Genomic DNA, 24,948 nt, shown 5'->3' with positions numbered 1-24,948 from the left:
GGGTCGTTGCTCAGTGCGTGCCGTCCGAGTTGTTGGACGGCGTCCCACCGCCGACCGACGCCTGCGCGCCGTCAGCCTGGGCCTGCGCCTTGAGCTTGTCCTTCTCCGCAGGGGTGAGCACGGGCGGCTCGGTGGAGGGCTGACGCTTGCCGAAGCCGTTGTACGGGGCCAGCGGCGGGCGCTTGACCACCCGGGAGCAGATCCGCGCCATGTCGGCGGTGGAGAGGGTCTCCTTCTCCATCAGCTCGAGCACGATGTTGTCCAGGACGTCCCGGTATTCCACCAGGATCTCCCAGGCCTCGTCGTGCGCCAGCTCGACCAGTGCCCGCATCTCGCCGTCGATCTCGGCGGCCACCGAGTCCGAGTAGTCCCGCTCGTGGCCCATGTTGCGGCCGAGGAACGGCTCGTCTCCGCTGGTGCCGTACTTGATCGCGCCGAGCTTGGAGCTCATGCCGTACTGGGTGATCATCGCGCGGGCCAGTTGGGTGGCCTTCTCGATGTCGTTGCCGGCGCCGGTGGTCGGCTCGTGGAAGACCAGCTCCTCGGCGGCCCGACCGCCCAGCGCGTACGCCAGGGTGTCGATCATTTCGGCGCGCGTCTGGGTGTACTTGTCCTCCGTGGGGAGCACCAGGGTGTGGCCCAGCGAGCGGCCACGCGACAGGATCGTCACCTTGTGCACCGGCGCGGCGTGCGGCAGCGCCCAGGCGACCAGCGCGTGCCCACCCTCGTGGTACGCGGTGATCTTCTTTTCCTGGTCGCTCATCACGCGGGTCCGTCGCTGCGGACCTGCGATCACCCGGTCGATCGACTCTTCCAGCGAGTCGTTGGTGATGGCGCGCTGGTCCTTGCGGGCGGTGAGCAGGGCCGACTCGTTGATCACGTTGGCCAGGTCGGCGCCGCTGAAGCCCGGGGTACGCCGTGCCACCGAGTCGAGGTCGACGTCGGGGGTGAACGGCTTGCCCTTGGCGTGCACCCGCAGGATGGCCTTGCGGCCCTCCATGTCGGGGGCGTCCACCGGGATCTGCCGGTCGAACCGGCCCGGGCGCAGCAGCGCCGGGTCGAGGATGTCCGGCCGGTTGGTGGCGGCGATCAGGATGACCCCGCCCTTGGTGTCGAAGCCGTCCATCTCGACGAGCAGCTGGTTGAGCGTCTGCTCGCGCTCGTCGTGACCGCCGCCCATGCCGGCGCCACGGTGCCGGCCGACGGCGTCGATCTCGTCGACGAAGACGATCGCCGGGGCGTTCGCCTTGGCCTGCTCGAAGAGGTCGCGGACCCGGCTTGCGCCGACACCGACGAACATCTCCACGAAATCGGAGCCGGAGATGGAGTAGAAGGGCACTCCGGCCTCGCCGGCGACCGCGCGGGCCAGCAGGGTCTTACCGGTGCCGGGGGGGCCGAACAGCAGCACGCCCTTCGGGATCTTGGCGCCCAGAGCCTGGTACTTCGCGGGGTTCTGCAGGAAGTCCTTGATCTCGTGCAGTTCCTCGACGGCCTCCTCGGCACCCGCGACGTCCGCGAAGGTCGTCTTCGGAGTGTCCTTGGTGATCATCTTCGCCTTGGACTTGCCGAAGTTGAGCACCCGGGAGCCGCCGCCCTGCATCTGCGACATGAAGAACAGCAGCAGAAGGACGAGCAGCGCGATCGGCAGCAGGTTGACCAGCAGGCTCACCCAGATGCTGTCCGAGGAGACCTTGACGTCGGCCGGGCCGGTGACCCGGTTGGCCGCCTTGGCGTCCAGCACCTCGTTCCAGATCTGGTCGCCAGCCTGGTACGGGAACTGTGCCTCGATCTTGTCGGTCTCGGTCTTGCCGAACTTCGTCTTCTGAGCGAGGTCCAGTTGGACCGTCTGCTCCTTGTCCTGGAAGACGACCTTATTGATCTTGGCGGTGTGCAGCTGGTCGAGCGCAACGGAAGTGTCCACGCGGTGGTAGCTGGGACCAGCGGTGAACAGTTGACTGAGCACAACGGCGCCGAGGATGACCAGGATGATCCAGACCACCGGTCGGCGGAAGAAACGCGTACGTTCCATACTGTTGTCGAGCGCCGAGGCGCCCGCATCCTCCTGATCGACGTCCTGACCGTCTGATGGTGTCGCCGCGTGAGCGGCGGCCGGAGCCGCCGTGCGGGCCGGCCTCGACCCCGAGGCGCGAAAACTGCCGCGCCGCGGTCATTCGACGGTACACCGTGTACGCGAGGTGTGAGCTTGCGAGCCCCGCAGTCGTGCACCACCGAACGCCCCGGGTCGGAACCGGCGTGGCGGGGAGTCCGGCCCGGCCACCCGAACGCCCGGTCACGCGGTCGAGGGGGTCGGGCGCGGAGTAACCTCCGGGCCACCGTGCTCCACGGTAACCGCAACACCTGAGAGCGCGCTGAACGTCGGCTTGATGGATGCCGATGCGAATGGGCCTCACGCCGCCGCCGAGCCGCCTCGACGGCTCACGGCCGAGCGTCAGGAGCGGGCGTAGACCTCGGGCTTGAGCACGCCGACATACGGCAGCTCCCGGTAGCGCTCACCGAAGTCAAGGCCGTACCCGACCACGAACTCGGTGGGGATGTCGAAGCCCACGTACTTCACCGGGACCGGCACCTTGACCGCGTCCGGCTTGCGGAACAGCGCGACCACCTCGACGCTCGCCGCCGAACGCGACTCCAGATAACGCAGCAGCCAGGAGAGGGTGAGCCCGGAGTCGACGATGTCCTCGACGACCACCACGTGCCGACCGGCGATGTCCCGGTCCAGGTCCTTGAGGATGCGGACCACACCGGACGAGGTGGTGCCCTGGCCGTAGGAGGAGATGGCCATGAAGTCCAGCTCGGCCGGCGGGCCGTTGCGGCCCAACGCCCGGGCGAAGTCCGCCATGAACATCACCGCACCCTTGAGTACGCACACCAGCAGCAGTCCGTCGCCCACGTGGGCGTAGTCGGCGGAGACCTGCTTGGCCAGCTCCGCAGTCTTCTCGCGGATCTGCGCCTCGGAAATGATCACGTGGTCGATGTCGGCGTCGTACCAGGAGCCGTCAGCCATGCTCCTAGCCTGCCGTACGTCGGATGGCCTCCGTCGGCGGGGCCGCACCTTTTGGCGCGGTCCCGCCAAGGATTTTCTACGCAAATTGCGCCATTCACATCAGTTGGTACGGGAACGCCATCGGCGACCGTCATCGCTGGGCTTCCAGTCGGCCGAATCGTGGCTGTCCGCGGTGAGCCCGGCCGCCGAGGCGGCGGCGAGCAGGACGAGGAACAGGAGAAGGAACAGGAACTCCATGGCGGCGCTCGCTTTCGCATGGTTGCTGTCGGTTTCGCCGCCGGTGCGCACCGGACTGAGACCAGTCTGCGCCCACCCGAACCGCCCGGACAGTGGCAGGAATGCCAGTGACCATCGATTTACTGCCACCTGTCGGGTTACCCTCGTCACATGCTCCGATCCGTTGCCGTCCTCGCCCTCGACCAGGTCGCCCCATTCGAGCTCGGCGTGCTCGCCGAGGTGTTCGGCACCGACCGCACCGCCGACGGATTCCCCGGCTACCGCTTCCAGGTGTGCAGCCCCGACGGCGCTCCGGTGCGTACGTCGTCCGGCTTCCACCTCACGCCCCACGCCGACCTCGGCCCGGTCGACGAGGCCGACCTGGTCGCCGTCCCCGCGCATGGCCAGGGCACCACCGTCCCCGGCCCGGTGCTCGACGCGCTCCGCCGCGCCGACGCGCGTGGGGCGTACCTGTTCAGCGTCTGCTCCGGAGCCTTCCTGCTGGGCGAGGCCGGGCTGCTCGACGACCGGGAGTGCACGACCCACTGGCGGCACGTCGATGAGCTGCAACACCGGCACCCCCGCGCTCGCGTGCGGTGCAACTCGCTCTACGTCCAGGACGGTCGGCTGCTCACCAGCGCCGGCACGGCGGCCGGCATCGACGCCTGCCTGCACCTGATCCGCCAGGAGCACGGCTCGGCCACCGCGACCCGGCTGGCCCGGCGGATGGTGGTCCCGCCGCACCGCGACGGCGGCCAGTCCCAGTACGTCGAGGCGCCCATCCCGAAGGCACCCGAGGCACCCACGCTGGAACCGGTGTTGGAGTGGCTGATGGGCCACCTGGACCGGACGATCACCGTCGAGGAGTTGGCCGCGCGCGCCGGCATGGCACCCCGCACGTTCGCCCGCCGCTTCCGCGCCGAAACCGGCACCACCCCGCACGACTGGCTCACCAACCAACGGGTGCTTCTGGCCCGACGGCTGCTTGAGGAGACCCCGTTGAGCGTGGAGGCAGTCGCCGACCAGGCCGGTTTCGGCGACGCGGCGGCGCTGCGCCACCACTTCAGCCGCCGGGTCGGCGCCACCCCCCACAGCTACCGGACCACATTCCGGGACCGGGCACACAGCGGCTGACAACCGCCCCGCCGACCGCGGCCCGGCCAGGCGGGCGGGCGGCGGGTACCGCCGGCCGGCGTTTCAGCCGGGTGCCAGCCGGTCGACGCGGCGGAGGACCCGGACCCCGCCGGGCAGGTCCGCCGGGCCCTGACCGTGCCAGGCGGTGACCAGAGCGTCCAGCGCGCCGACGTGCCGGTGCGACAACGCACCCGGCTGGGCGCCCAACTCCCGCGCCCAGGCGTGCAGCACCCGGCCGCGTACCGCAGGGGTCAGAGCGAGCAACGCCGGCGCGGAGAGTCCTCCGTCGGGGTGCCGAGCCGCCGCCAGCGCCGTCCCCGCCAACTCGTCGAGCGCGGCGTTGTCGGCCGCCACCAACCGGGCGGTACGCGCGAGGTTGTCCACCACCCCCGGCCCGAGCGCCCGCACCAAGGCCGGGAGCAGGTCGGCCCGGACGCGGGACCGGGCGTACGACGGGTCGGTGTTGTGCGGGTCCTGCCACGGGCTCAACCCGAGCACGGCGCACGCCGCGCGCGTCTCGTCCCGGCCGATCTCCAACAGCGGACGCAGCAGCGGCACACCGTCCAGCTCACGCCGGGCCGGCATCCCCGCGAGGCCGCGCGGTCCGGCACCCCTGGCGAGCGCGAGCAGCACGGTCTCCGCCTGGTCGTCACGTGTGTGCCCGGTGAGCACAGCAACCGCGCCGTGCTGCCGGGCGGCCTCGACCAGCGCCTCGTACCGCGCCTCCCGGGCAGCCGCCTCCGGCCCACCCGTACGCCCCGCCACCTCCACCCGGGCCACCGACGCGGCCGTGAAACCGGCTTCACGGGCCCACGCGGCCACCGCCTCGGCACGCTCCGCGGAGCCGCTCTGCAGGCCGTGGTCGACGCTGACGAGCACCGTGCCGCGGCCCAGCCGGGGTGCCACGAACACGATGGCCGCCGCGAGGGCGAGCGAGTCGGCGCCACCCGAGCAGGCGACCAGCACCGGCCCGTCCGAGGGCAGACCGGTCAGAGCACGGCGGACCGCCACTCGGATCGCGGCCACCGGTGGGGCGAGCGCGGCCACCGTCGGGTGGTCAGCCAGCGGCCGGGATGGTGCCGGCCGGGCCGTGCACCCGGGCGACCCAGGCGTCCGGGTCGCCGAGCTCCGACAGCCGGGGAAGCGTGAGCGGCGAGTTGAAGATGGAGTTGAACCCCTCCATGCCGACCCGCTCCACCACACCGTGCACGAACTTGCGCCCCTCGGCGTACTGGCGCATCTTGACGTCCACCCCGAGCAGCCGACGGATCGCCTTCTCCAGCGGGTTGCCGGCCTCACGGCGGCGGTTGAACGATGCCCGGATCCGCTCCACGCTCGGAATCACCTGGGGCCCGACGCCGTCCATGACGAACTCGGCGTGCCCCTCCAGCAGGGTCATCAACGCGGTGAGCCGGTCCAGCACGGCGCGCTGCGCCGGGGTCTGCACGATGTCCAGCACGCTGGTGCGGCTGTCCTGGTCGCGGACCGCCTCGGACAGGGTGGCCACCCCGCGCCGCAAGCGCTCGACCAGGTGCTCGCTCCCGCTGGACGAGGCGTCGACGAACGCCTGCACCTCGCTCAGGAAGTAGGCCCGCATCCACGGGACGGCCGTGAACTGGGTCCGGTGGGTCACCTCGTGCAGACAGACCCAGAGGCGGAAGTCCCGTGGGTCGGCGCCGAGCTTGCGCTCGACCTCGACGATGTTCGGCGCGACGAGCAGCAGTTGACCCGGGTCGGCCGAGAAGACCTCGTACTGGCCGAGCACCCGGCCGGAGAGGTAGGCCAGCACCGTACCGGCCTGCACCCCGGTCAACCTGGACCCGATCGCCTCGGTCAGCGCGCCGGGCTGTTTGTCACCGGAGAGCCGGCTCACCAACGGGGTGATCACCTCGCGGAGGCCGGCGATGTTGGTCGCCGCCCAGTCGCGGCGGTCGACCACCCGCACCGGCGGGTGCGACACCTGCGCCGTCAACCCCGTGTAGTCGGCCACGTGCCCGGCCGCCTCGTCGGTCAGCCGCCGCAGGTCGCCGACCACGTCGGTGGCCTCGGCGTACGACACCCGGGGGCCCGACTTGCTCAACGCCCCCGCGGTGGCGGCGGCCAGATCCCAGTCCACGAACTGCGCCATGAACCCACCGTACCCGCGCCGCGACACCCCGGCCCGGCCTCGCGTCCTCGATCGACGCCGATGGTCGGTCCGGCAGGGGCCGGACGACCCCAGCTCGGCGACGGTCAGCCGCAGCCGCAGCCGGCCAACGCGGCGGTGATCCGGTCCAGCGCCGGTTGGGCGGTCTCCTTACCGCCCGGCACCTGGTCGGTGAGCACGGCGAAGGTGAGCAGCCGACCGTCGGCGGTGGTGACCAGGCCCGCGATGGAGTGCACGGCGGTCAGCGTGCCGGTCTTGGCACGGACGCTGCCCGCGCCGGCGGCGGTGCCGGGGGTGTTGCGGTAGCGCTCGTCCAGGGTCCCGGACCAGCCGCCCACCGGCAGACCGCCGAACACGCCGGCCAACTCCGGATGGTCCGGGCTGGCCGCCAGCCGGATCAGGTCGGTCAGCAGCGACGGGCTGATCCGGTTGCGGCGGGACAACCCACTGCCGTCGGAGAGCGTGATCTCGTCGGCCGGCAGGCCCAGCTCGGCCACCTGGGCGTCCATCGCGGCGGCGCCACCGTCGAAGGAGGCCGGCTGGTTACGGGCCAACGCGACCTGGCGGGCCAACGCCTCGGCCACCAGGTTGTCGCTCTCGCTGATCATGATGTCGACCAGCCGGATCATCGGCGGCGACTGCACCACGCCCAGCTCGGCACCGGGTGCCGGGGTGCCACCGGCTGCGGCCTGGGCCGGAGCCGGCGCCGTGCCGCGCTTCACGGTGTCCGTCGGCACGCCGAGCAGCCGGGCGAACGCCTTGCCGGCGGCCAGGTCCGGTTCGGCGAACCGCGCGGCCGCCCCGTGGTCGACGCTCGGGTCTCGGCGCGCGCCGTCGGTCATCAACGCGGTCACCGCGCCGCCAGACCCTCCGGTGGGGATGTCGTCGTCCCAGCCCGGGCCGTAGACCGGGCCGGAGTAGACCGAGCCGTCGACGGTCACGCTGGTCGGGGTGGCCCCGCCGAGCGCGGTGCGCACCTGGGCGGCCAGGTCGTCCAGGCGTGCCGCCCCCGGGTAGTAGCCCTTCTTGTCGATCGCCAGGGTGGGATCGCCGCCCCCGATGATCACCACTTCGCCGGCCTTCGCACCGGCCACCGCGCGCGTGGGTATCCGGTAACCGGGTCCACGGGCGGCCAGCGCGGTCACCCCGGTCGCGAGCTTGGTCACCGAGGCGGGGACCGTGCCGTCGTCCGCGCCCTTGGCGAACAGTGTCTGGCCGGAGATCACGTCGGCCACCGAGACGTTCACCCGGCTGCCGAGTGCGGCGACGCCGACCAGCGGGTCGAGCACGGCACGAACTCCGTCGGCGGTGGGCAGCGGCGCGTTCGGGTCCGGGCCGGCCAGCACGTCGGACGGATCGGGATCCGGGGTCGCAGCGGCAGCCTTCGGGCCGGACCCGACGTCGTCGCCCAGCCAGCCGGCGACCGGGCCGGGTCGGGTGACGACGACTCCGACGCCGGCGAGCACCAGCAACAGCACGACGGCCAGGACCACCGGCAGCCGCCGACGGCGGCCCGGCGGGACGGGTGCAGGGGCCGACGCGGCATCGGCGGACGCGGGCAACGCGGAGATCGGCGGACCCAGCGGCGGGCCGCCGGGAGCGTTCGGGGCGCGGCCGGACACCGGGCTGACCGGCGCGGGGCTGACCGGCGCGGGGCTGACCGGGACCGAGGCACTGCCGCGTGGCGACCCGCCCGAAACGGGACCGGCCGGCACCGACGCGCTGGCCCTCGACGAACCGCCGGAAACGGGACCGGCCGGGACCGAGGCACTGCCCCTCGACGAACCGCCCGACGCCGGGCTGACCGGCACCGAGGCGTTTCCCTGCGGCCTACCGCTCGCCGGTCGGTCACCGCCGAGCGTCGGAAAGCGACCGTTGTTCGAGCCGGGAGGGGGCGACCCGCCCGGCGGGCGCCAGGGCAGCGGCGGAGGCCTCTCGGGCGACGCCTCCGGCGCCTGGTTCGCCGGCTCCGGAGTCCGTGGAAGGTGAGCCTCAGGCACCGGGACGCGACCCGTCGCACCGCCCGAACCGGATCGTCCGGTACCGTGCCCGGAGCCCCCGTCCGGGCGGTAGTGTGAATCTTCCCTCCCCACGACCCCCTCCTCCCCCAGCGAAAATCGGCTTGGGTGACACTACTTCGGTCCGAAGACTATGCGGCGGCCGGAGTCGGCGGGTGGGCATTCACCTGTCCGGAGGGCGCCAGTGGTTCCGTTAGCCAGCGTGGGCAGACGAGGGAGCGTGCAGATGGATTTCGACGTTACGGTTGAGATCCCCAAGGGTCACCGGAACAAGTACGAGGTGGACCACAAGACCGGCCGGATCCGGCTGGACCGCACCCTCTTCACCTCGACTCAGTACCCGGCTGACTACGGGTTCATCGAGGGCACGCTGGGCGAGGACGGCGATCCGCTGGACGCCCTGGTGCTGGTCCCCGAGCCGACCTTCCCGGGCTGCCTGATCCGCTGCCGCACCATCGGCATGTTCCGGATGACCGACGAGAAGGGCGGGGACGACAAGGTCCTCTGCGTGCCCTACGAGGACCCCCGCCAGGAGCACCTGCGCGACATCCACCACCTCGGCGAGTTCGACCGGCTGGAGATCCAGCACTTCTTCGAGGTCTACAAGGACCTGGAGCCCGGCAAGTCGGTGGAGGGCGCGACCTGGGTCGGCCGCACCGAGGCCGAGGCCGAGATCCACGCCTCCTACCAGCGGGCCAGGGACGCCGAGGCACGTGGCGAGACCCTCCACTGACACACAGTGACGCACCGGGCCCGGTGGCCGCTCATCCGAGCAGCCCCCGGGCCCTGTCGTACAGGTCGAGCACCGCGCAGGCGATCGGCACCACGGCGACCACCAGCGCCGTGTCGGTGAGGTCGGCAGCCCGTCCGACGTACGGGGAGACCGGCCGGCGGGCGTACCCGGTGCCGGCGGCGATGGTCACCAGGGCCAGCACCGCGGCACCCAGGACCAGCGCGAGCCGCGCCGGCTCGTCGACCCGGCCGACCAGTACGGTGCCGAGCGCCGCGTAGCCGGCCAGCCCGGCGAGCACCGTCGGAACCCGGTGTCGCAGCGCCACGAACAGTCGCGAGCGCAGCAGCAGCACGGCCGAGGTGACCGCCACGAGAATCCGGCCGGCCGTTCCACCGACGACCCCGAGTACGACCGCTGCGGCCACCGCCAGCACGGCGTGCCCGATCAACATGCCGGTGAGCATCTCCTCGGTACGGATCACCGCGGCGTGGACCCGGCTGCGGTCCGGGAGATCGCGGGCCCGCTGGGGCTCGTCCACGGGGGCCGAGGTCGGCAGGGTGATGGGCGGCAGGGGCAGCTTGCCCAGCCGGATGGCCAGCAGCGGGATCACCCCGACGGCGAAGACCAGCGCGCTGAGCAGCACCGCCGCCGTGCCGGCCGGGGTCAGCAGCAGCCCACCGAGCGCGGCACCGGCACCGGTCAGGCCGACCGTGACACCGGCGACGAAGACCCGTAGCCGACTGGCCACCCCCAGCAGGCCGATCAGCGCCACCAGCAGCAGTGCCACCGAGCCGGCCAGCAGTTCGGGGGCGCCCACCCAGCGGGCCGGGCCGAACGGCGCGACCGGGTCGCCGGACCCGACCGCGAGGGCGCCGGACGTGAACGCGTACGGCAAGGCGTAGCCGCCCAACGTCGCCCCGGTCGTTCCGTCGCCGTTGGCGCGGGAGGCCACCGCGCCGGCCACGGTGAGCACCAGCGCCACCGCGGCGGCCGCCAACCAGCCGGCCCGGTGCGTCGGGCCGCTGACGAACAGGGCCAGCAGTCCGACGGTGAGCGGGACGGCGGCACCGGCCAGGCTGGCGACGCGGGTGGCGGTGGGCGACCAGGCACCACCTCGGCGGCGGGCGCCGTCGGCGATCGCCTCGACCACGTCGTCGTACTCCAGCTCGGGCCAGTGCGCGCGGGCCGGCACCAGGTGCAGCACCTCGCCGTCGCGGACCCCCTGCGGCAACAGCGCCTGGGCGGTCGCGAGCACCCCGCCGTCGGTGCGCCGCAGGACCCAACCGCCGTGCTGCTCGCCGTCGTCGGCCAGCCCGACACCGGCGTGTCGGAGCACGTCGGGCAGCAGCTCGGCCAGGGGCACCTGCTCCGGCAGGGCGACGTCCAGCCGTCGTTGCGGCGCGCTGATGGTGACGCGGGCCAGCCCGGTAGTCATCGACTGGTCTCCATATCGACGGGGATCGGAGGCTGCGCGGACGACAGGACTTTACCTACCATGAGTCCGGCTCGGGTTACCCAGCGCTGTCAGGAGGCCGAGTGTCCACCGTCGTCATCAAGCGTCCTCCGCGCCGACCAGCGCCGGAAATCCCCGCCGGCGAACTGCCGGTGGAGGCGCCGCCGGAGATTCCGGTGGTGACCGGCGGGCGATGGCAGCAGATGCTCATGCTGCTGCCGATGCTCGGCGGCACTGTCGCGATGGCGATGATGTTCGGCCGGGGCGGCGGCGCCTACTCGTACGTGGTGGGCGGGATGTTCGGGCTCTCCTCGCTGGCGATGTTGGTGACCTCCTGGGGCAGCGCCTCCGGCACCCCGAAGAAGTCCGAGATGATGGCCGCCCGGCGGGAGTACCTGAGACACCTGGCCACGTTGCGGCGGCGGGTTCGCCGGACCGCCGGCCAGCAGCGGGCGGGGCTCTTCTACCGGCACCCCGACCCGGGTCGGCTCTGGTCGACTGTCGACAGCCACCGGGTCTGGGAGCGGCGACCGGGCGACCCGGATTTCGCCGTGGTCCGCGTCGCGGTCGGGCCGCAGACCCTGGCCACCCCGCTCGTCGCACCGGTGACCCGGCCGCTGGAGGAGCTGGAACCGATGACGGCCGGCGCGCTGCGGCGCTTCCTGGACGCGTACTCGGTGGTGCCGGACCTGCCGGTGGCCCTGTCGCTGCGCAGCTTCGCCCGGGTGCATGTCCGATCCGCCGGCCGCGCCGCGGGTGTCGCCTCCGCGACCGGCGGCCCACCCACCGGTGACCCGGTGGCGCAGGCGTTGGTCCGGGCCGTGCTGACCCAACTGGCGGTCTTCCACGCTCCCGACGAGCTGCTCGTCGCGGTCTGCGCCGGACCGGAACGCCGCGCCTGTTGGGAGTGGGTGAAGTGGCTTCCACACGCACACCACCCCAGCCGCACCGACGCGCTCGGCCCGCTGCGACTGGTGACCAGCTCCGCCGCCGAGCTCGAAGGGCTGCTGGCGGACGTGCTGGCCAGCCGCTCCCGGTTCAGCCCGGCCGGCCCGGCCACCGACGGCCCGCACGTGGTGGTCGTCCTCGACGGTGGCGAGTTGACCGGCGCCAGTGATCTGACCGGTGACGGCGGCATCGACGCGGTCACCGTGCTGGACCTGGACACTCCCCCGCCTCGGCTGCTCGACCGGTACGCGCTGCTGCTGGAGTTGCACGGCCGACGACTGCACTCGCGGTCGACCGACGGGCATGCCGACGTCGGCACCGCCGACCAGCTCGACCTCGCCGACGCCGAGGCGGTGGCCCGACGGTTGGCCCCACTCCGGCTCGCGGGCGCGGCCCGAGGGCCCGACTCCCCACTCCAGGCCGACCTGGGCCTTCCCGAGCTGCTCGGCCTCGGCGACCCGGAAAGCTTCACGGCCGAGCAGGGCTGGCTGCCGCGCTCGGCACGCGAGCGGCTGCGGGTGCCGATCGGGGTGGGCACCGACGGCGGCGCCATCGAACTGGACCTCAAGGAGTCCGCCCAGGACGGCATGGGGCCGCACGGCCTTCTCATCGGGGCGACCGGCTCCGGCAAGTCGGAGCTGCTCCGCACGCTGGTGCTGGGGCTGGCCGCCACGCACAGCTCCGAGCAGCTCAACTTCGTGCTGGTCGACTTCAAGGGCGGCGCCACCTTCGCGTCGTTCGACAGGTTGCCGCACACGGCGGCCGTGATCACCAACCTGGCCGACGCGCTGCCCCTGGTCGACCGGATGGTCGACGCGATCAACGGTGAGCTGGTCCGCCGGCAGGAGCTGCTCCGCCGCGCCGGCAACTTCGCCAGCGTGCGCGACTACGAGCGGGCCCGGGCAGCCGGCAGCCCGCTGGCCCCGCTGCCGTCGCTGCTGCTGATCTGCGACGAGTTCTCCGAACTGCTCTCCGCCAAGCCCGACTTCATCGACCTGTTCGTGCAGATCGGCCGGCTGGGCCGCTCACTCGGTGTGCACCTGCTGCTCGCCAGTCAGCGCCTCGAGGAGGGACGGCTTCGCGGGCTGGACACCCATCTCTCGTACCGGATCGGTCTGCGGACCTTCTCCGCGCTGGAGTCCCGCACCGTGCTCGGGGTGCCGGACGCCCACGAGTTGCCCCGCTCGCCGGGTCACGGTTATCTGCGCGCCGGCACCGACCCGTTGGCCCGGTTCAAGGCCGCGTACGTCTCCGGCGCCGTCCGTCGGCGGACGGCGCCGGCCGGCGCCACCGCCGAGGGTGGCGCCCGGCTGCTCACCTTCACCACGCACGCCGTACCCGTGCCCGAGCCGGCGACCCCGGTCGCGCCCGTCGCAGCGGAGGAGGAGGACCGGGAGACCCTCCTCGACCTCCTGGTGGACCGGCTCGTCGGGCAGGGCCCGCCGGCGCACCAGGTGTGGCTCCCCCCGCTCGGTCAACCGCCGACACTGGACGAGCTGCTCGGCCCGGTGGAGGTGGACCCGGTACGCGGCCTGACCGTGGGCAACCCGGAGCTGCACGGAGCGCTCGGCGTGCCCCTGGCAGTGGTGGACAAGCCGTTGGAGCAGCGTCGGGACCTGCTGTGGCTGGCGCTGGAGGGCGCGGCCGGGCACGTGGCGGTGGTCGGCGCGCCGCAGAGCGGCAAGTCGACGGCCCTGCGCACGCTGATCTGCGCGTTGGCGCTCACCCACACGCCGGCCGAGGTGCAGGTCTACTGCCTGGACTTCGGCGGCGGCGGGTTGGCCGCGCTGCGCGACCTACCGCACGTGGGCGGGGTCGCCGGTCGGGCCGACCCGACCGCCGTACGGCGCACCGTCGGCGAGATGACCACAGTGCTGGCGGATCGGGAGCGCCGATTCGCGGAGTTGGGTGTGGAGTCGATGGCCGTGTACCGGCAGCGCCGAGCCGCTGCGGGAATCACCGACCAACCCGGCATCGATCCGTTCGGTGACGTGTTCCTGCTGGTGGACGGTTGGAGCACCGTCCGAGGCGAGTACGACGACCTGGAGCCGCTGGTCACCGACCTGGCCACCCGGGGCCTGTCGTACGGGGTGCACGTGGTCGCCACCGCGCTGCGCTGGCTGGACTTCCGCCCGGCGATCCGGGACCTGTTCGGCTCACGGCTGGAGTTGCGCCTCGGCGACCCGTCCGACTCGCTGGTGGCGAGGCGTGCGGCCGCGAACGTGCCGGAGCGTGCCGGCCGGGGGGTGACGGCGGAGGGCCTGCACTTCCTCACTGCGGTACCGCAGCTCGGTGCCTCCGACGGGGACACCGCGGATCTGGTGAAGCGGGCCGCCGACGGATGGGCGGGTCCTCCGGCGCCCCGCGTACGGCTGCTTCCGCCCGTGCTGCCGTACGCCGATCTGGACCTCGCCGCGACGACCGGCCTGCGGTTGCCGATCGGGATCGCGGAGGCGGACCTGCGCCCGGTGCTGCTCGACTTCGCCACCGAGCCGCATTTTGTGGTCTTCGGGGACTCGGAGTGCGGCAAGTCGTCGTTCCTGCGGGCGCTGGCCACGTCGATCATCACGCGGTTCACGCCCGAGCAGGCCCGGGTGATCCTTGTCGACTACCGGCGCAGCCTGCTCGGCGCGATCGAGACGCCGCACCTGATCGGGTACGGCACCGCCGCGGCACACACCGCCGACCTGATCGAGTCGGCTGCCGGCTACCTGGAGCGGCGGGCCCCCGGGCCGGAGGTCACCCCGCAGCAACTGCGGGACCGCTCCTGGTGGTCCGGCCCGGAGCTGTTCGTGCTGGTGGACGACTACGACCTGGTGGCAGCCGGGCCCGCGAACCCTCTGCGGGCGTTGGAGGAGCACCTCCCGCACGCCCGCGACGTCGGGCTGCACCTGGTGCTGGCCCGCCGGTCGGGTGGCGCCGGCCGCGCCCAGTACGAGCCGATCGTGCAGCGGCTGCGGGAGTTGTCCACCGCCGGTCTGGTGATGGCGGGCAGCCCGGACGAGGGCGCGCTCGTCGGGCCGGTACGCCCCGGCCCGCTGCCGCCGGGGCGTGGTCGACTGGTCACCCGGCGGGAGGGCGTACGCCTCGTCCAGCTGGCACAACTTCCGCCATCGTGACCCGACTCGCCGGTTCTTCCCGTGACAGGTGAGGAAACCGGTAATCTCCGATCGTCATGGTTCCGTCGGGATGAATGGCTGGGGATGTGACTGGGGTTCGGCACAGCGGTCCGTCAGCGGCCCGCCGAGCGGCCAGCCGGGCGCTGCTCGGTGTCGCCGCGGCGCTCGCTGTCGTGGGCCCGACCGCGGCGGCCGTGCCCGTCGCCACGCCCACCAACGGCGGACAGCTCGCCGGCGCGTCGATGGCCCTCGCCCCTGGCGACGCGGTCGCCCGCACCGACCAGGTTCGCGACGAACAGTGGCAGCTCGACGAGTTGCGCGCCGAGACGGCCTGGCGCAGCTCGACCGGTCGAGGTGTGACCGTCGCGGTGGTGGACTCCGGAGTGGACGGCAACCATCCCGACCTGGTCGGCCAGGTGCTGCCGGGCAAGGATCTGGTCGGCCCCGGGGGCGGGGCGGGCCCGGATCCGGTGGGGCACGGCACCACGGTCGCCGGCCTGATCGCCGGGCGCAAGGACGACAAACGGGGCGTCGTCGGCCTGGCACCGGACGCCCGGATCCTGCCGGTCCGGGTCCTGGACGAGCAGAACCGCTACGACGACGCGCTGATCGTCGCCCAGGGGGTTCGCTGGGCCGTCGACAACGGCGCCCGCGTGATCAACCTGTCCCTGGGTGGCAGCGGTGACAGCCCGGCCCTGGCCGCGGCTCTGGACTACGCGTTCGTCCGGGACGTGGTCGTGATCGCCTGCACTGGCAACCTGGCGACCTCCACCAGCACCAAGGTCTGGTACCCGGCCCGTGAGCCGGGTGTGGTCGCGGTCGCCGGCCTCGAACGCGGCAGCGACAATCTGTGGTCCGGGTCGATCACCGGGCGGGCGACGGTGCTCACCGCCCCCGCCAGCGGGTTGGTCGGCGCGAAGTCCCCCGACGGGTACTGGCGGGTGCAGGGCACGAGCTTCGCCGCGCCACTGGTGACGGCCACCGCCGCGCTGGTCCGGTCCCGCTTTCCGCAGATGCCCGCCGGTGAGGTGGTCAACCGGTTGCTGGCCACCGCCCGGGACATCGGCCCGACCGGGCGGGACGACCGCTTCGGGTACGGGGTGGTGGATCCGGTGGCCGCGCTGACCGCCGACGTGCCGCCGGTGACCGTCAACCCGCTCGACGACCAGACGTCGCCGGGTGTTACTGGGTTCGGTCCGGCGCCCGGCTCTGCCGACGACGAACCGGTGGCCGGCGCCGGCAGCGACCCGCTCGGGCTCACCGCACCCCACCAGCAGACCCGGTGGACGGCCCGGGCTGCCGGAGGCCAGGACCCGTCCGCTCCGGAGCAGCTGTGGATCGGTCTCGTGCTCGTCGTCGCCCTGGTCGGCAGCGCCGCGCTGATGATCCGCCGGTTCCGGCACCGAGCCCGCTGACCGCGTAGGACCGGGAGGTCTGACCGGCCGCCCGGTCGGGTAGAACCGACGAATGAGTACGCAGCAGCCGCCCACAATCGCCTCCGCCGGGCAGTCGTCCTGGCGGCACCGCCGACTCGACCCGGACCATTCACTGGGGCTGCGGCTGACCCTCGCCTCGGCGGCGGCGTTCCTGGTGCTGGTGCCCTTCGCCCTGCTCACGCTGCTGGTGCTCGGCGCGTGGGCGCCGCTGCACCGGCTGGACACGGCGGTCACCGACGCCCTGCACGGCTACGCCCAGGACCACGGGGGGTGGGTGGTGCTGATGCGGATCTGGACCGAGGTGTTCGCGCCGATGCCGCTGCGTGCCGTAGCCCTGCTCCTGGTGGTCTGGTTGCTGCGCCGGGGGGCCCGCCGGCTGGCTCTCTGGGCGGCCACCACCATGGTCGTCGGTGGCCTGGTCGGTCCGCTGCTCAAACTGCTCGTCGGCCGCGACCGGCCGGAGTTGCTGGACCCGGTGGCACGGGCCGCCGGCTACTCCTTCCCCTCGGGGCACGCGCTGAACGCGACACTGGCCGCCGGGGTGCTGCTGCTGGTCCTCCTGCCGTACGCCGGGCGCGGGGCGGCGCGGCTCGCGCTGTGGGTCGCGGCGGTGTTGCTCACCGTGGTCACCGGGCTGAGCAGGGTGGCGCTCGGTGTGCACTTCACCAGCGACGTGCTGGGCGGCTGGCTGCTCGGCGTGGCGGTGGTCGCGGCGACCACCGCCGCGTTCACCAGTTGGCGGGCGCACAACGGTCTCCGGCCGGTCCGGCCCACCCGCGACGGCGTCGCCCCCGAGGTCGAGCGGCAGCCCGGAGCGGCCTGAGGCGTGCCGACGACCTCGGACGGGTACTGGCCGACCCATGTCCGACACCGTGGTCCTGATCGTCCGGCGGGTGCTGCTGCCGGTGTCCCTCCTGTTCGGTCTGATGGTGCTGCTCGGGGTGCTGGTCACCCGGGTGTTCGCCCGGACCTGGCCGTTCACCGTCGAGGACGCGGTGAACCGGGAGTTGGCCGCCGACCGTACCGGGGGCTGGAACGACGTCTCACTGGTGTTCAGCACGCTGGCCAGCACCCAGATGATCGTCGTGGTCAGCGTGCTGGTGGCGTTGGCGCTGCGGCTCTGGCTGAAGCGCTGGCGGGAGCCGCTGTTCCTGTGTGCGGCGGTGACGGCCCAGGCCCTCGTGTTCCTGCTGACCACGCTGGCGATCGACCGACAGCGGCCGGCGGTGGAGCACATGGACGTCTCACCGCCCACGTCGAGCTTTCCTTCCGGGCACACCTCGGCGGCGGTGGCGCTCTACGTCGGCATCGCCGTGTTGATGGCCCTGCGGGCGCGTAGCACCGGGGCGAAGGTCGCCTGGTGGACGCTGCTGCTGATGGTGCCGTTGGGGGTTGCGCTGACCCGGATGTACCGGGGGATGCACCATCCCAGCGACGTGGTGGCGTCCTTCCTCAACGGCGGCACCTGCGTGGCGATCATGGCTCGTGCGGTGCTGGACCGGGGGCTGCGGTGGGGCCGGGCGACGCTGCCGACGGGGCGTCGACAGGCGGTTTCGGCCGGGAGTTGATCGGCGCGGCGCTCAGGTGCACTCGCCGGTGGCCACTTGCCGGTTACGTTCGGCGCCGGCCAACGCCACCGGGCGAGCCTCGGCAGCGGTTACCGCGAATCCGGTGTTCGGGTCGTCGGCCGCAGCCGCGAAGATCACGCCGAGTACGAGGCCGTTGGCGGACAGCAGCGGACCGCCGGAGTTGCCACTACGGACCAGCGCCCGGATGGTGTAGATCTCCCGCGTGACGTCACCGGAGGAGTAGATGTCCGGCCCCTTGATCTTGTCGACGTCGCGGATCCGTGCCGACTGCGCGTTGTAGGGGCCGTCCAGCGGGAAGCCCAACACGATCGCGTCCGAGCCACTGCCGGCGTTGCCGGCGGCGAACCGCATGGACGGGCCGGGCAGACCGGGCACCAGCAGCACCGCCAGGTCCCGGTCCGGGTCGTAGACCACCACCTTGCCGTCGTACCGCTCACCGCCCAACTCCACGGCGACCGAGCGGGTTCCGGCCACCACGTGCGCGTTGGTCATCACCCGGTCGTCGGCGTACACGAAGCCGGAGCCCTCGATACGACGCGAGCAGCCGGGCGCGGAACCGAGCACCTTCACGACCGACCGCTGACCATTGACCACCACCTGCGAGCCGGCCAGCGCCGGGTCGGGCGGGTCGACCTGCCGGGCCCGGGTGGGCGCGAGATCACCGAAGACGTCCGGGAATCCGTCGGTGTCGACGGTGTCCTCCAGCGCTGTGGACAACCGGTGGGCCTGTTCCGGCACGACCTGGTTGACCACCGAAATCAACGCGCTGTTCCGCACCGACGCGGCTAGCCAGGGCACCGAGGACGAGCCGAGCGGCACCGCCACCAGCCAGGCGAGCAGCAGCACCGCGAGCAGCGACACCAACGCGCCACCCACGTCGTCGACCCGTTTGCCCACGTCACTGGTGATCGTCTTACGCAGGTGCGAGCCGAGCCAGCCGGCGAGCGCCTGCCCGACCACGGCCAGCCCGAAGATCGCCACGAGCGAGATCAGCACACGGGTGCCGGCGTCCACGAACTGTCGGGCGAACAGCGGCCCGAGTTGGAGACCCAGCAGCAGACCGAGGAAGAAGCCGGACAGCGAGGTGATGCCGATGACGAAACCCTGGCGGTATCCGCTGATCGCGAACACGAGCATGAGCAGCAGCAGGACGAGATCCACGACGGACACGGGTCAAGCGTACGGGCAGTGCGCCCGCCAGATGACCATCGCTTGCCGAAGGTGACCGTGCGGTCAGCGTACGGCTGTCTCGTCGGCCTCGTCGGTGCCCGCCGACGGCGCCGGGGTCGCCCCGCTGGGCGGTAGGTCGACCACCCGGTCCCGCGGCCACGGACGCGCCCAGCCGCCCATCTCCAACAGGGTCGCCAGCACCCCGGCGGTGAAGCCCCAGACGAGCATCCCGCGCGCCGAGAACGCCGGCCCGATCCAGCCGCTAGGGTGGCGAACCCGCATCCGGTTGGCCGGGTCGACCAGCTCGCTGACCGGCAGGCGGGCGACATGGGCCACCTCGGCCGGCTCGCACGGGTACACCGGGTGCGGGTCGTGCCACCAGGCCAGCACCGGCGTGACCACGAAGTCGCTGACCGGGATCCACAGTTTCGGCAGCTCGGCGAGCACCGTCACGCTGGCCGGGTCGAGGCCGACCTCCTCGTTCGCCTCGCGCAGCGCGGTGGCGCGTACGTCGGCGTCCTCGGGGTCGGCCGCGCCTCCCGGGAAGGCCGGCTGACCGGCGTGGGTACGCAGGGTGGCAGCCCGTTGCAGGACCAGCACGTCGGGCCCGGTGTCGGCCTGCTCACCGAGCAGCACCAGCACAGCGCTCTCCCGGCCACCTTCGGCCGGGGTGGTCAACCGGGTGAAGTCCTCGGCGCGGGCGGTGCCCAGCCGGGTCAGCAGCGGGTCGATCCATTCCGGTGGCCGACGGGTCACGCGGGCACCGTCAGGCCGAGGTGCTGGCGTACCAGCTTGGCGAGTTGGGCGTCGTCGAGCGCGCCAGTGGCGTCGATGTGCCGGACCCGGCCGTCGGCGTCGACGAAGAGGGTCAGGGGGATGGCGTTGCGCTTCAGTTCGCGTTGCAGCGCCTCGCCCTGGTCGACCAGGATCGGGAACCGGACGCCGAAGTCCTCACCGATGGACTGGGCGCCACTGCGGCTGTCCCGGCTGTTGACCCCAACCACCTGGAGCTGACCGTCGGCCCGCTCGCTGAGCCGCTGGAAGGCGGGCAACTCCTTGCGGCACGGCGGGCACCAGGACGCCCAGACATTGATCACCGCCGGCCCGGCGACGGACCGGAGCGCGACCGGCGCCCCGCCGGTGAAGCAGGACAGCGTCAGCTCCGGCAGCGCCTGCGCCCCGGCGGCGGGTGCCGCCGTGCCGGAGCCGGACGTGCCGGAGCCAGGGGTCGATGTGCCGGAGCCGGATGCCGCGGCCGAGGGGATCGTGCCCAGCGTGGCGCAGTCCCGGAACGGCGACGGTCGCTCGGTGGCGGCCGGTCGGGGAGCCGGCTCGTCGCCGGCCTTGTCCGCGGTGCAGCCGGCGACGGCCAGGAGCACCGGCAGGACGAGCAGGGCGAGGCGGCGGTTCACGGCACCTCCGCGGCGACCGCCTGGGCGGGCACCAGATCCGGGTCGACTCCGGCGGCCACCGCGAGGTCACGTGCACGGGGGCCCTTGAGCAGCTTCGCGGCGGCTGCCGGCTCGGTCGGCCCCGTGCCGTACGAGGGGCAGAGCTTCGCGAGGGTGCACGCCCCGCAGGCCGGCTTGCGGGCGTGGCAGACCCGGCGCCCGTGGAAGATGATCCGGTGCGACAGCATGGTCCAGTCGCGCTTGGGGTAGAGCGCGCCGACCGCGTGTTCGATCTTCACCGGGTCGGTCTCGGTGGTCAGCCGCCACCTGTGGACCAGCCGTTGGAAGTGCGTGTCGACGGTGATGCCCGGGACGTCGAAGGCGTTGCCGAGGATCACGTTGGCGGTCTTACGGCCGATGCCGGGCAGTGTCACCAGGTCGACGAGACGGCCGGGGACCTGCCCGTCGTACCGCTCGACGAGGGCCTGCCCGAGCTTGAGCAGCGAGTCGGTCTTGTTGCGGTAGAAGCCGGTCGGCCGGATCAGCTCCTCCATCTCGCCCCGGTCGGCCCCGGCGTACGCGGCGGCGCTCGGGTAGCGGGCGAAGAGCTTGGGGGTGACCTCGTTGACCTTCTTGTCCGTGCACTGCGCGGAGAGGATGGTGGCGACAGCCAACTCCAGGGCGTTGGAGTGGTCCAGCTCACAATGGGCGTCGGGGTGCGTCTCGGTCAGCACCCGGCCGATCTTGCGAGCACGGCGGGTGCGCCCGAGATCGGTCTCGCTGGCGGCGGGAGGACTACTGGTCACGACGGTCAGCCTACGTCGCACCCCGGACGTACCCGACCTGTCAACCAGCGGTCGGCGGCGAGATCTTGCCCTGCCCGTCGAGCCGGGCACCGGCCTTCGGGAAGTCGGTCCTGCTCAACTCGGTGACCAGACCGAGGCCCCGCTTGTTCGGGTCCATCGTCGGCTTGCCGGCGTCGTTCATGTACGTCGAGGTGAACGAGCCGCCGGCCCAACTGCCGTCCGGCTTCAGCGACACCTTCAGCACGCCGCCCCAGCCGAGGCGCCCGTCGTTGTTCAGGGAGTTGCCACCGCCGGCGAAGTTGCCCAGGCTGTACGCGATCAGGCGCCCCTGGTAGAACTCCATCCCGCGCAGCACGTGCGGCCCGTGTCCGACGATCAGGTCGGCACCGGCGTCGATCATGGCGTGGGAGAACTTGACCGGGTCGCCCCGGTTCTCGCCCAGGAACATCTCGGTGCCCGGCTTCACCCGGGTCTTCTCCGCTCCCTCACCGCCCATGTGCACCTGCACCACGACCAGGTCGGCCATGGTGGCGGCCTTGGCGACCACCGTCTTCGCCTTGGCGACGTCGACGAGGCTGTTCGACCAGACGTACGACGAGAAGCCGGCGACGGCGACCTTCACCCCCTTGACGTCGACCACTGTGATCTGGTCCGGCGCACCGGTGTGCTTCAGGTCGTACTTCTCCAACGCCTTCTGGGTGTTCTCGTAGCCCTTCGGCCCGTAGTCGTACCCGTGGTTGTTGGCCTGGTTGAGCACGTCGAATCCGGCGTCGCGCAGGTGTGCCGCGTACTCCGGCGGAGCGCGGAACTGGAAGCAGCGGGTGGAGTTGGCCCCGCACTTGCCGGTGCCGGTGTCCACCGTCAACGGCTCTTCCAGGTTGCCCATCACCAGGTCGGCCTTCAGCGCCTCGGTGACCGAGGTGAAGAAGCCCTTCCCGCCGCCGGCGGGCAGCCGGCTCGGCGCGTTGCCCATGATGATGTCGCCGGTGGCGGAGAGCGAGATCGCGCCGCCGGCACCGGAGGCTGCGGGCCCGGTGGCGTCCGGGTCGGCAGTGGTCACCGGCGCGCCGGTGCCACCGCCGCCGGCACCGGGCTGCCAGAGGGGAGCCTCGCCACCCGCATCGGAGCAGCCGGCGACGAGCAGGGCGGCCAGCATCGCGGCGACGCCCAGGGCGACATGGCGACGCGGGCGGGACGCGAGGGGGGCGGGAGCATACATCGCCCGCGACCCTACCGGGCCGTAAACGCGCCGACGACAGCCGATCGGTCGAACCTTCAGTCGTTGAGCTGCTCTGACCAGGGCACGACCGGCTGGGAGCCCCCGGCGAGCACCGCCGCGTGCACCGCACGGGCCAGCGGGGCGCCCCAACTGGAGCGCGGTCCCCCGTACGCGGCCTCCGGCCCGTCCACCGGGCACAGCACGGTCACCGCGTCGGTCGGGGTGCCGGTCCCGGGCAGCCCCAGCTCGCTGATCGCCTGGGTCTTCGCCTCGGTCGCCGTGGCCACCGCGTTGACGAGGGCCGAGTCGGCGAGCCGGGCCGGCACGTACACCACGATGTTGACAGTGCCGACCCGCTGGACGAGCCCGGCCGGCGTCGGCGCGGCCGCGAGCACCGGCGTGCCGAGCCCGACCGTCGCCCAGACCCGCACCCCGGTGTCGGTCCGGGCCACCACCTCGCCGACGTGCACCCCGGTCAGCAGGCCGACCCCGGGCCCGTCGAGGGCCAGGTCGGCGGCGAGCGCCGCCAGGTGCGCGGCGGGGTCACCACTGTCGTACGACATGGGTACGGTCGCGTTCAGCACCCACCGCCGGACCCCGATGCCACCGCCCAGCGGGCCGCTGCTGACGGCCCGCAGGGGCGCGTTCGCGCGCCAGAAGAGCAGTGGGATGTCCCGCCCGTCCTCGGCACGGCTGGTCAGAGTCGGCTCGCTCAGCACGTCGGGCAGGTTACGCCCACCGATCAAGATTCCAGGGGCGACCTCTGATTCATGCTCATGTGCGCCTAGACTTGGCGGCGCGCGAGGGGATCAGCGGACGGCGACCCCGGCCGACGGACGGCCCGCGTAACCGGAGGTGCGCGATGGACGAGGTACTGGCCCGCAGCGGGATCTTCCAGGGTGTCGACCCGGAAGCTGCCGAGGCGCTTGCCAAGGAGATGGAGACGATCGAGGTCCGCAAGGGCGAGATCGTCTTCAATGAGGGCGAGCCCGGCGACAGCCTCTATATCCTGCTGTCCGGGAAGATCAAGGTTGGTCGCCGCGCAGCGGACGGCCGGCAGAACCTGATCGCGGTGATGGGGCCGTCGGACATGGTGGGTGAGCTGTCGCTCTTCGACCCAGGTCCGCGTACGGCGACCGCCACCGCGGTGACCGACACCCGGTTGGTGCGACTGCGCAAGCAGGCGCTGCGACCGTGGTTGAACAACCGCCCGGAGATCGCCGAGCAGTTGCTGCGGGTGCTCGCCCGCAGGCTGCGTCGGACGAACGACTCGCTCGCCGACCTGATCTTCACGGACGTGCCGGGCCGGGTCGCCAAGAACCTGCTCCAGATGGCTGGGCGGTTCGGCACCCGCGACGGCGGCGTCCTGCGGGTGACCCACGACCTCACCCAGGAGGAGATCGCCCAGCTCGTCGGCGCCTCTCGGGAGACGGTCAACAAGGCGCTGGCCGACTTCGCCTCGCGCGGATGGCTTCGGCTGGACGGCAAGAGCATCATCATCCTGGACCCGGAGCGCCTGGCCCGCCGCGCCCGCGTCTGAGCCGTACGTCAGGTCCCCGCCTCCCGTCGTCGACGGTGGGCGGGGACCTTTCGTCTGCCGGGCGCAGAAAGACTGGTTCCGTGCGGCCGGAGCGGTGAGGGTGGGGCCATGGTGAACAGAGTTGCCGTGCTCTCCGACATCCATGGCGTCCTTCCCGCGTTGGAGGCGGTGCTGGCCGAACCGGACGTCGCCGCCGCCGACCTGATCGTGCTGACCGGCGACATCGCGGCCGGCCCGCAGCCGGTCGAGGTGCTGGACGTGCTCGCCGGCCTGGGTGACCGCGTCTGCTGGGTGGGCGGCAACTGCGAACGTGAGCTGGTCGAGGCACGAGCCGGGAAGGCCGCGTCGATCGAGGTGTCGAACTGGGCCGCCGGGCAGCTCCGCGACGACCAGGTGGCCCGTCTCGCGGCCCTGCCGGCCACCGCGACGTACGAGATCGACGGCCTCGGGCCGACGCTGTTCTGTCACGCCACCCCTCGGAACGACGAGGAGGTGGTGCTCGTCGACTCGCGGATGCCCCGCTGGGCTGAGGTGTTCGCCGACCTCCCGGCCGAGGTCACGACTGTGGTCTGCGGCCACACGCACATGCCCTTCACCCGACTGGTGGACCGACGCCTGGTGGTCAACCCCGGCAGCATCGGCATGCCGTACGGGGGCGCGGGCGCGTGGTGGGCACTGCTCGGGCCGGGCGTCCAGCTGCGCCGCACCGCCTTCGACGTGGATGCGGCGTGCGCCCGGGTGGCCGCCGAGTCGACCTTCCCCGACGCTGCGGCCTGGGCCGACGAGTACCTGCGCTCGCAGCACAGTGACGCCGACGCGCTGGCCGTCTTCGGCCCCCGCGACGGCCGCTGACAGGGGCCCGTCAGGTCGGCAAACGTGGCCAGGGTTCGGGAGCGGCTTCCATGTTCACGTCCCTGTAGAGCTGCCCCATAACTGGGGCGGTCCGTCCCGAGGGCAGCGCACCGGACCCCCACACCACACATCAGGAACGGCCCGTACTAGTGA

General features: G+C 72.5%; 22 protein-coding genes. 9 read left to right on the top strand and 13 right to left on the bottom strand.

Features of this window, described 5'->3' with window-relative positions; translation table 11 throughout:
• Window positions 1-10: 10 nt before the first annotated feature.
• From ftsH to O3438_RS24075, 3 genes are all read right to left on the bottom strand, one after another.
• On the bottom strand, window positions 11-2,029 hold the full coding sequence (gene ftsH, locus O3438_RS24085; protein WP_269682025.1) for an ATP-dependent zinc metalloprotease FtsH: 2,019 nt from the start codon (window positions 2,027-2,029) through the stop codon (window positions 11-13).
• A gap of 420 nt (window positions 2,030-2,449) precedes the next feature.
• The gene (gene hpt, locus O3438_RS24080; protein WP_030328005.1) at window positions 2,450-3,025 is read right to left on the bottom strand and encodes a hypoxanthine phosphoribosyltransferase; all 576 of its coding nucleotides are present in this window, start codon (window positions 3,023-3,025) and stop codon (window positions 2,450-2,452) included.
• Window positions 3,026-3,124: 99 nt separating this feature from the next.
• Entirely contained in the window at window positions 3,125-3,262 is a 138-nt protein-coding gene (locus O3438_RS24075) for a hypothetical protein (RefSeq protein ID WP_167524754.1), read from the bottom strand.
• 150 nt (window positions 3,263-3,412) lie between these two features.
• On the opposite strand from O3438_RS24075, the gene O3438_RS24070 reads away from it, so the two are divergent.
• Complete coding sequence (locus tag O3438_RS24070; RefSeq protein ID WP_269682024.1) at window positions 3,413-4,375, top strand: GlxA family transcriptional regulator; 963 nt, start codon at window positions 3,413-3,415, stop codon at window positions 4,373-4,375.
• 63 nt (window positions 4,376-4,438) lie between these two features.
• Here O3438_RS24070 and tilS read toward each other — a convergent pair whose 3' ends face one another.
• The 3 genes from tilS to dacB form a co-directional block, all read right to left on the bottom strand.
• Entirely contained in the window at window positions 4,439-5,422 is a 984-nt protein-coding gene (gene tilS / locus O3438_RS24065; protein WP_269682023.1) for a tRNA lysidine(34) synthetase TilS, read from the bottom strand.
• A gap of 10 nt (window positions 5,423-5,432) precedes the next feature.
• Window positions 5,433-6,503 (bottom strand): zinc-dependent metalloprotease, encoded by a 1,071-nt coding sequence (locus O3438_RS24060; RefSeq protein WP_088991339.1) that lies wholly within the window; start codon window positions 6,501-6,503, stop codon window positions 5,433-5,435.
• A gap of 104 nt (window positions 6,504-6,607) precedes the next feature.
• A complete protein-coding gene (gene dacB, locus O3438_RS24055; RefSeq protein ID WP_442929644.1) occupies window positions 6,608-8,014 on the bottom strand; it encodes a D-alanyl-D-alanine carboxypeptidase/D-alanyl-D-alanine endopeptidase in 1,407 nt (468 codons plus the stop codon).
• Here dacB and O3438_RS24050 point away from each other — a divergent pair.
• Window positions 7,959-8,510 (top strand): hypothetical protein, encoded by a 552-nt coding sequence (locus tag O3438_RS24050; RefSeq protein WP_269683857.1) that lies wholly within the window; start codon window positions 7,959-7,961, stop codon window positions 8,508-8,510. The genes dacB and O3438_RS24050 overlap by 56 nt on opposite strands.
• Before the next feature lie 255 nt (window positions 8,511-8,765).
• A complete protein-coding gene (locus O3438_RS24045; RefSeq protein WP_269682022.1) occupies window positions 8,766-9,272 on the top strand; it encodes an inorganic diphosphatase in 507 nt (168 codons plus the stop codon).
• A gap of 31 nt (window positions 9,273-9,303) precedes the next feature.
• Here the strand turns inward: O3438_RS24045 and eccD are convergent, their stop codons facing one another.
• Entirely contained in the window at window positions 9,304-10,707 is a 1,404-nt protein-coding gene (gene eccD / locus O3438_RS24040; RefSeq protein WP_269682021.1) for a type VII secretion integral membrane protein EccD, read from the bottom strand.
• Window positions 10,708-10,808: 101 nt separating this feature from the next.
• Between eccD and eccCa the strand changes: the two genes are divergently transcribed.
• The 4 genes from eccCa to O3438_RS24020 all read left to right on the top strand — a co-directional run bounded on the left by eccCa (window position 10,809) and on the right by O3438_RS24020 (window position 17,796).
• Window positions 10,809-14,792 carry a type VII secretion protein EccCa gene (gene eccCa / locus O3438_RS24035; protein WP_269682020.1) on the top strand — a complete coding sequence of 1,328 codons (3,984 nt, stop codon included), beginning with the start codon at window positions 10,809-10,811 and terminating at the stop codon, window positions 14,790-14,792.
• Window positions 14,793-14,866: 74 nt separating this feature from the next.
• Window positions 14,867-16,207, top strand: coding sequence for a type VII secretion-associated serine protease mycosin (mycP, locus tag O3438_RS24030; RefSeq protein ID WP_269682019.1), 1,341 nt, complete (start codon window positions 14,867-14,869; stop codon window positions 16,205-16,207).
• 52 nt (window positions 16,208-16,259) lie between these two features.
• Window positions 16,260-17,051 (top strand): phosphatase PAP2 family protein, encoded by a 792-nt coding sequence (locus O3438_RS24025; RefSeq protein WP_269682018.1) that lies wholly within the window; start codon window positions 16,260-16,262, stop codon window positions 17,049-17,051.
• 37 nt (window positions 17,052-17,088) lie between these two features.
• Window positions 17,089-17,796, top strand: a complete 708-nt coding sequence (locus tag O3438_RS24020; protein WP_269682017.1) for a phosphatase PAP2 family protein — start codon at window positions 17,089-17,091, stop codon at window positions 17,794-17,796.
• A 12-nt stretch (window positions 17,797-17,808) separates the two neighbouring features.
• On the opposite strand, the gene O3438_RS24015 is transcribed toward O3438_RS24020, so the two are convergent.
• The 6 genes from O3438_RS24015 to O3438_RS23990 all read right to left on the bottom strand — a co-directional run bounded on the left by O3438_RS24015 (window position 17,809) and on the right by O3438_RS23990 (window position 23,122).
• Window positions 17,809-18,987 (bottom strand): MarP family serine protease, encoded by a 1,179-nt coding sequence (locus O3438_RS24015; protein ID WP_269682016.1) that lies wholly within the window; start codon window positions 18,985-18,987, stop codon window positions 17,809-17,811.
• 63 nt (window positions 18,988-19,050) lie between these two features.
• Window positions 19,051-19,743, bottom strand: coding sequence for an NUDIX hydrolase (locus tag O3438_RS24010; protein WP_269682015.1), 693 nt, complete (start codon window positions 19,741-19,743; stop codon window positions 19,051-19,053).
• Window positions 19,740-20,399 carry a TlpA family protein disulfide reductase gene (locus O3438_RS24005; protein ID WP_269682014.1) on the bottom strand — a complete coding sequence of 220 codons (660 nt, stop codon included), beginning with the start codon at window positions 20,397-20,399 and terminating at the stop codon, window positions 19,740-19,742. Before O3438_RS24005 ends, O3438_RS24010 begins: the two co-directional genes overlap by 4 nt.
• Window positions 20,396-21,184 (bottom strand): endonuclease III, encoded by a 789-nt coding sequence (gene nth, locus O3438_RS24000; RefSeq protein ID WP_332367467.1) that lies wholly within the window; start codon window positions 21,182-21,184, stop codon window positions 20,396-20,398. Before nth ends, O3438_RS24005 begins: the two co-directional genes overlap by 4 nt.
• Window positions 21,185-21,224: 40 nt before the next feature.
• The gene (locus O3438_RS23995) at window positions 21,225-22,403 is read right to left on the bottom strand and encodes a CapA family protein (RefSeq protein ID WP_269682012.1); all 1,179 of its coding nucleotides are present in this window, start codon (window positions 22,401-22,403) and stop codon (window positions 21,225-21,227) included.
• A gap of 56 nt (window positions 22,404-22,459) precedes the next feature.
• Window positions 22,460-23,122: an adenosylcobinamide amidohydrolase gene (locus O3438_RS23990; protein WP_269682011.1), complete on the bottom strand. Its 663-nt coding sequence runs from the start codon at window positions 23,120-23,122 to the stop codon at window positions 22,460-22,462.
• A 143-nt stretch (window positions 23,123-23,265) separates the two neighbouring features.
• On the opposite strand from O3438_RS23990, the gene O3438_RS23985 reads away from it, so the two are divergent.
• Entirely contained in the window at window positions 23,266-23,943 is a 678-nt protein-coding gene (locus O3438_RS23985) for a Crp/Fnr family transcriptional regulator (protein ID WP_007466162.1), read from the top strand.
• A gap of 108 nt (window positions 23,944-24,051) precedes the next feature.
• Window positions 24,052-24,795, top strand: a complete 744-nt coding sequence (locus O3438_RS23980) for a metallophosphoesterase family protein (protein WP_269682010.1) — start codon at window positions 24,052-24,054, stop codon at window positions 24,793-24,795.
• Window positions 24,796-24,948 lie beyond the last annotated feature (153 nt).

The organism is Micromonospora sp. WMMC250, from assembly GCF_027460215.1.
In the GTDB taxonomy this organism is placed as follows: domain Bacteria; phylum Actinomycetota; class Actinomycetes; order Mycobacteriales; family Micromonosporaceae; genus Micromonospora; species Micromonospora taraxaci.
Note: the sequence above shows the minus strand (reverse complement) of the source record. Positions and strands in the feature narration are given on the sequence as shown.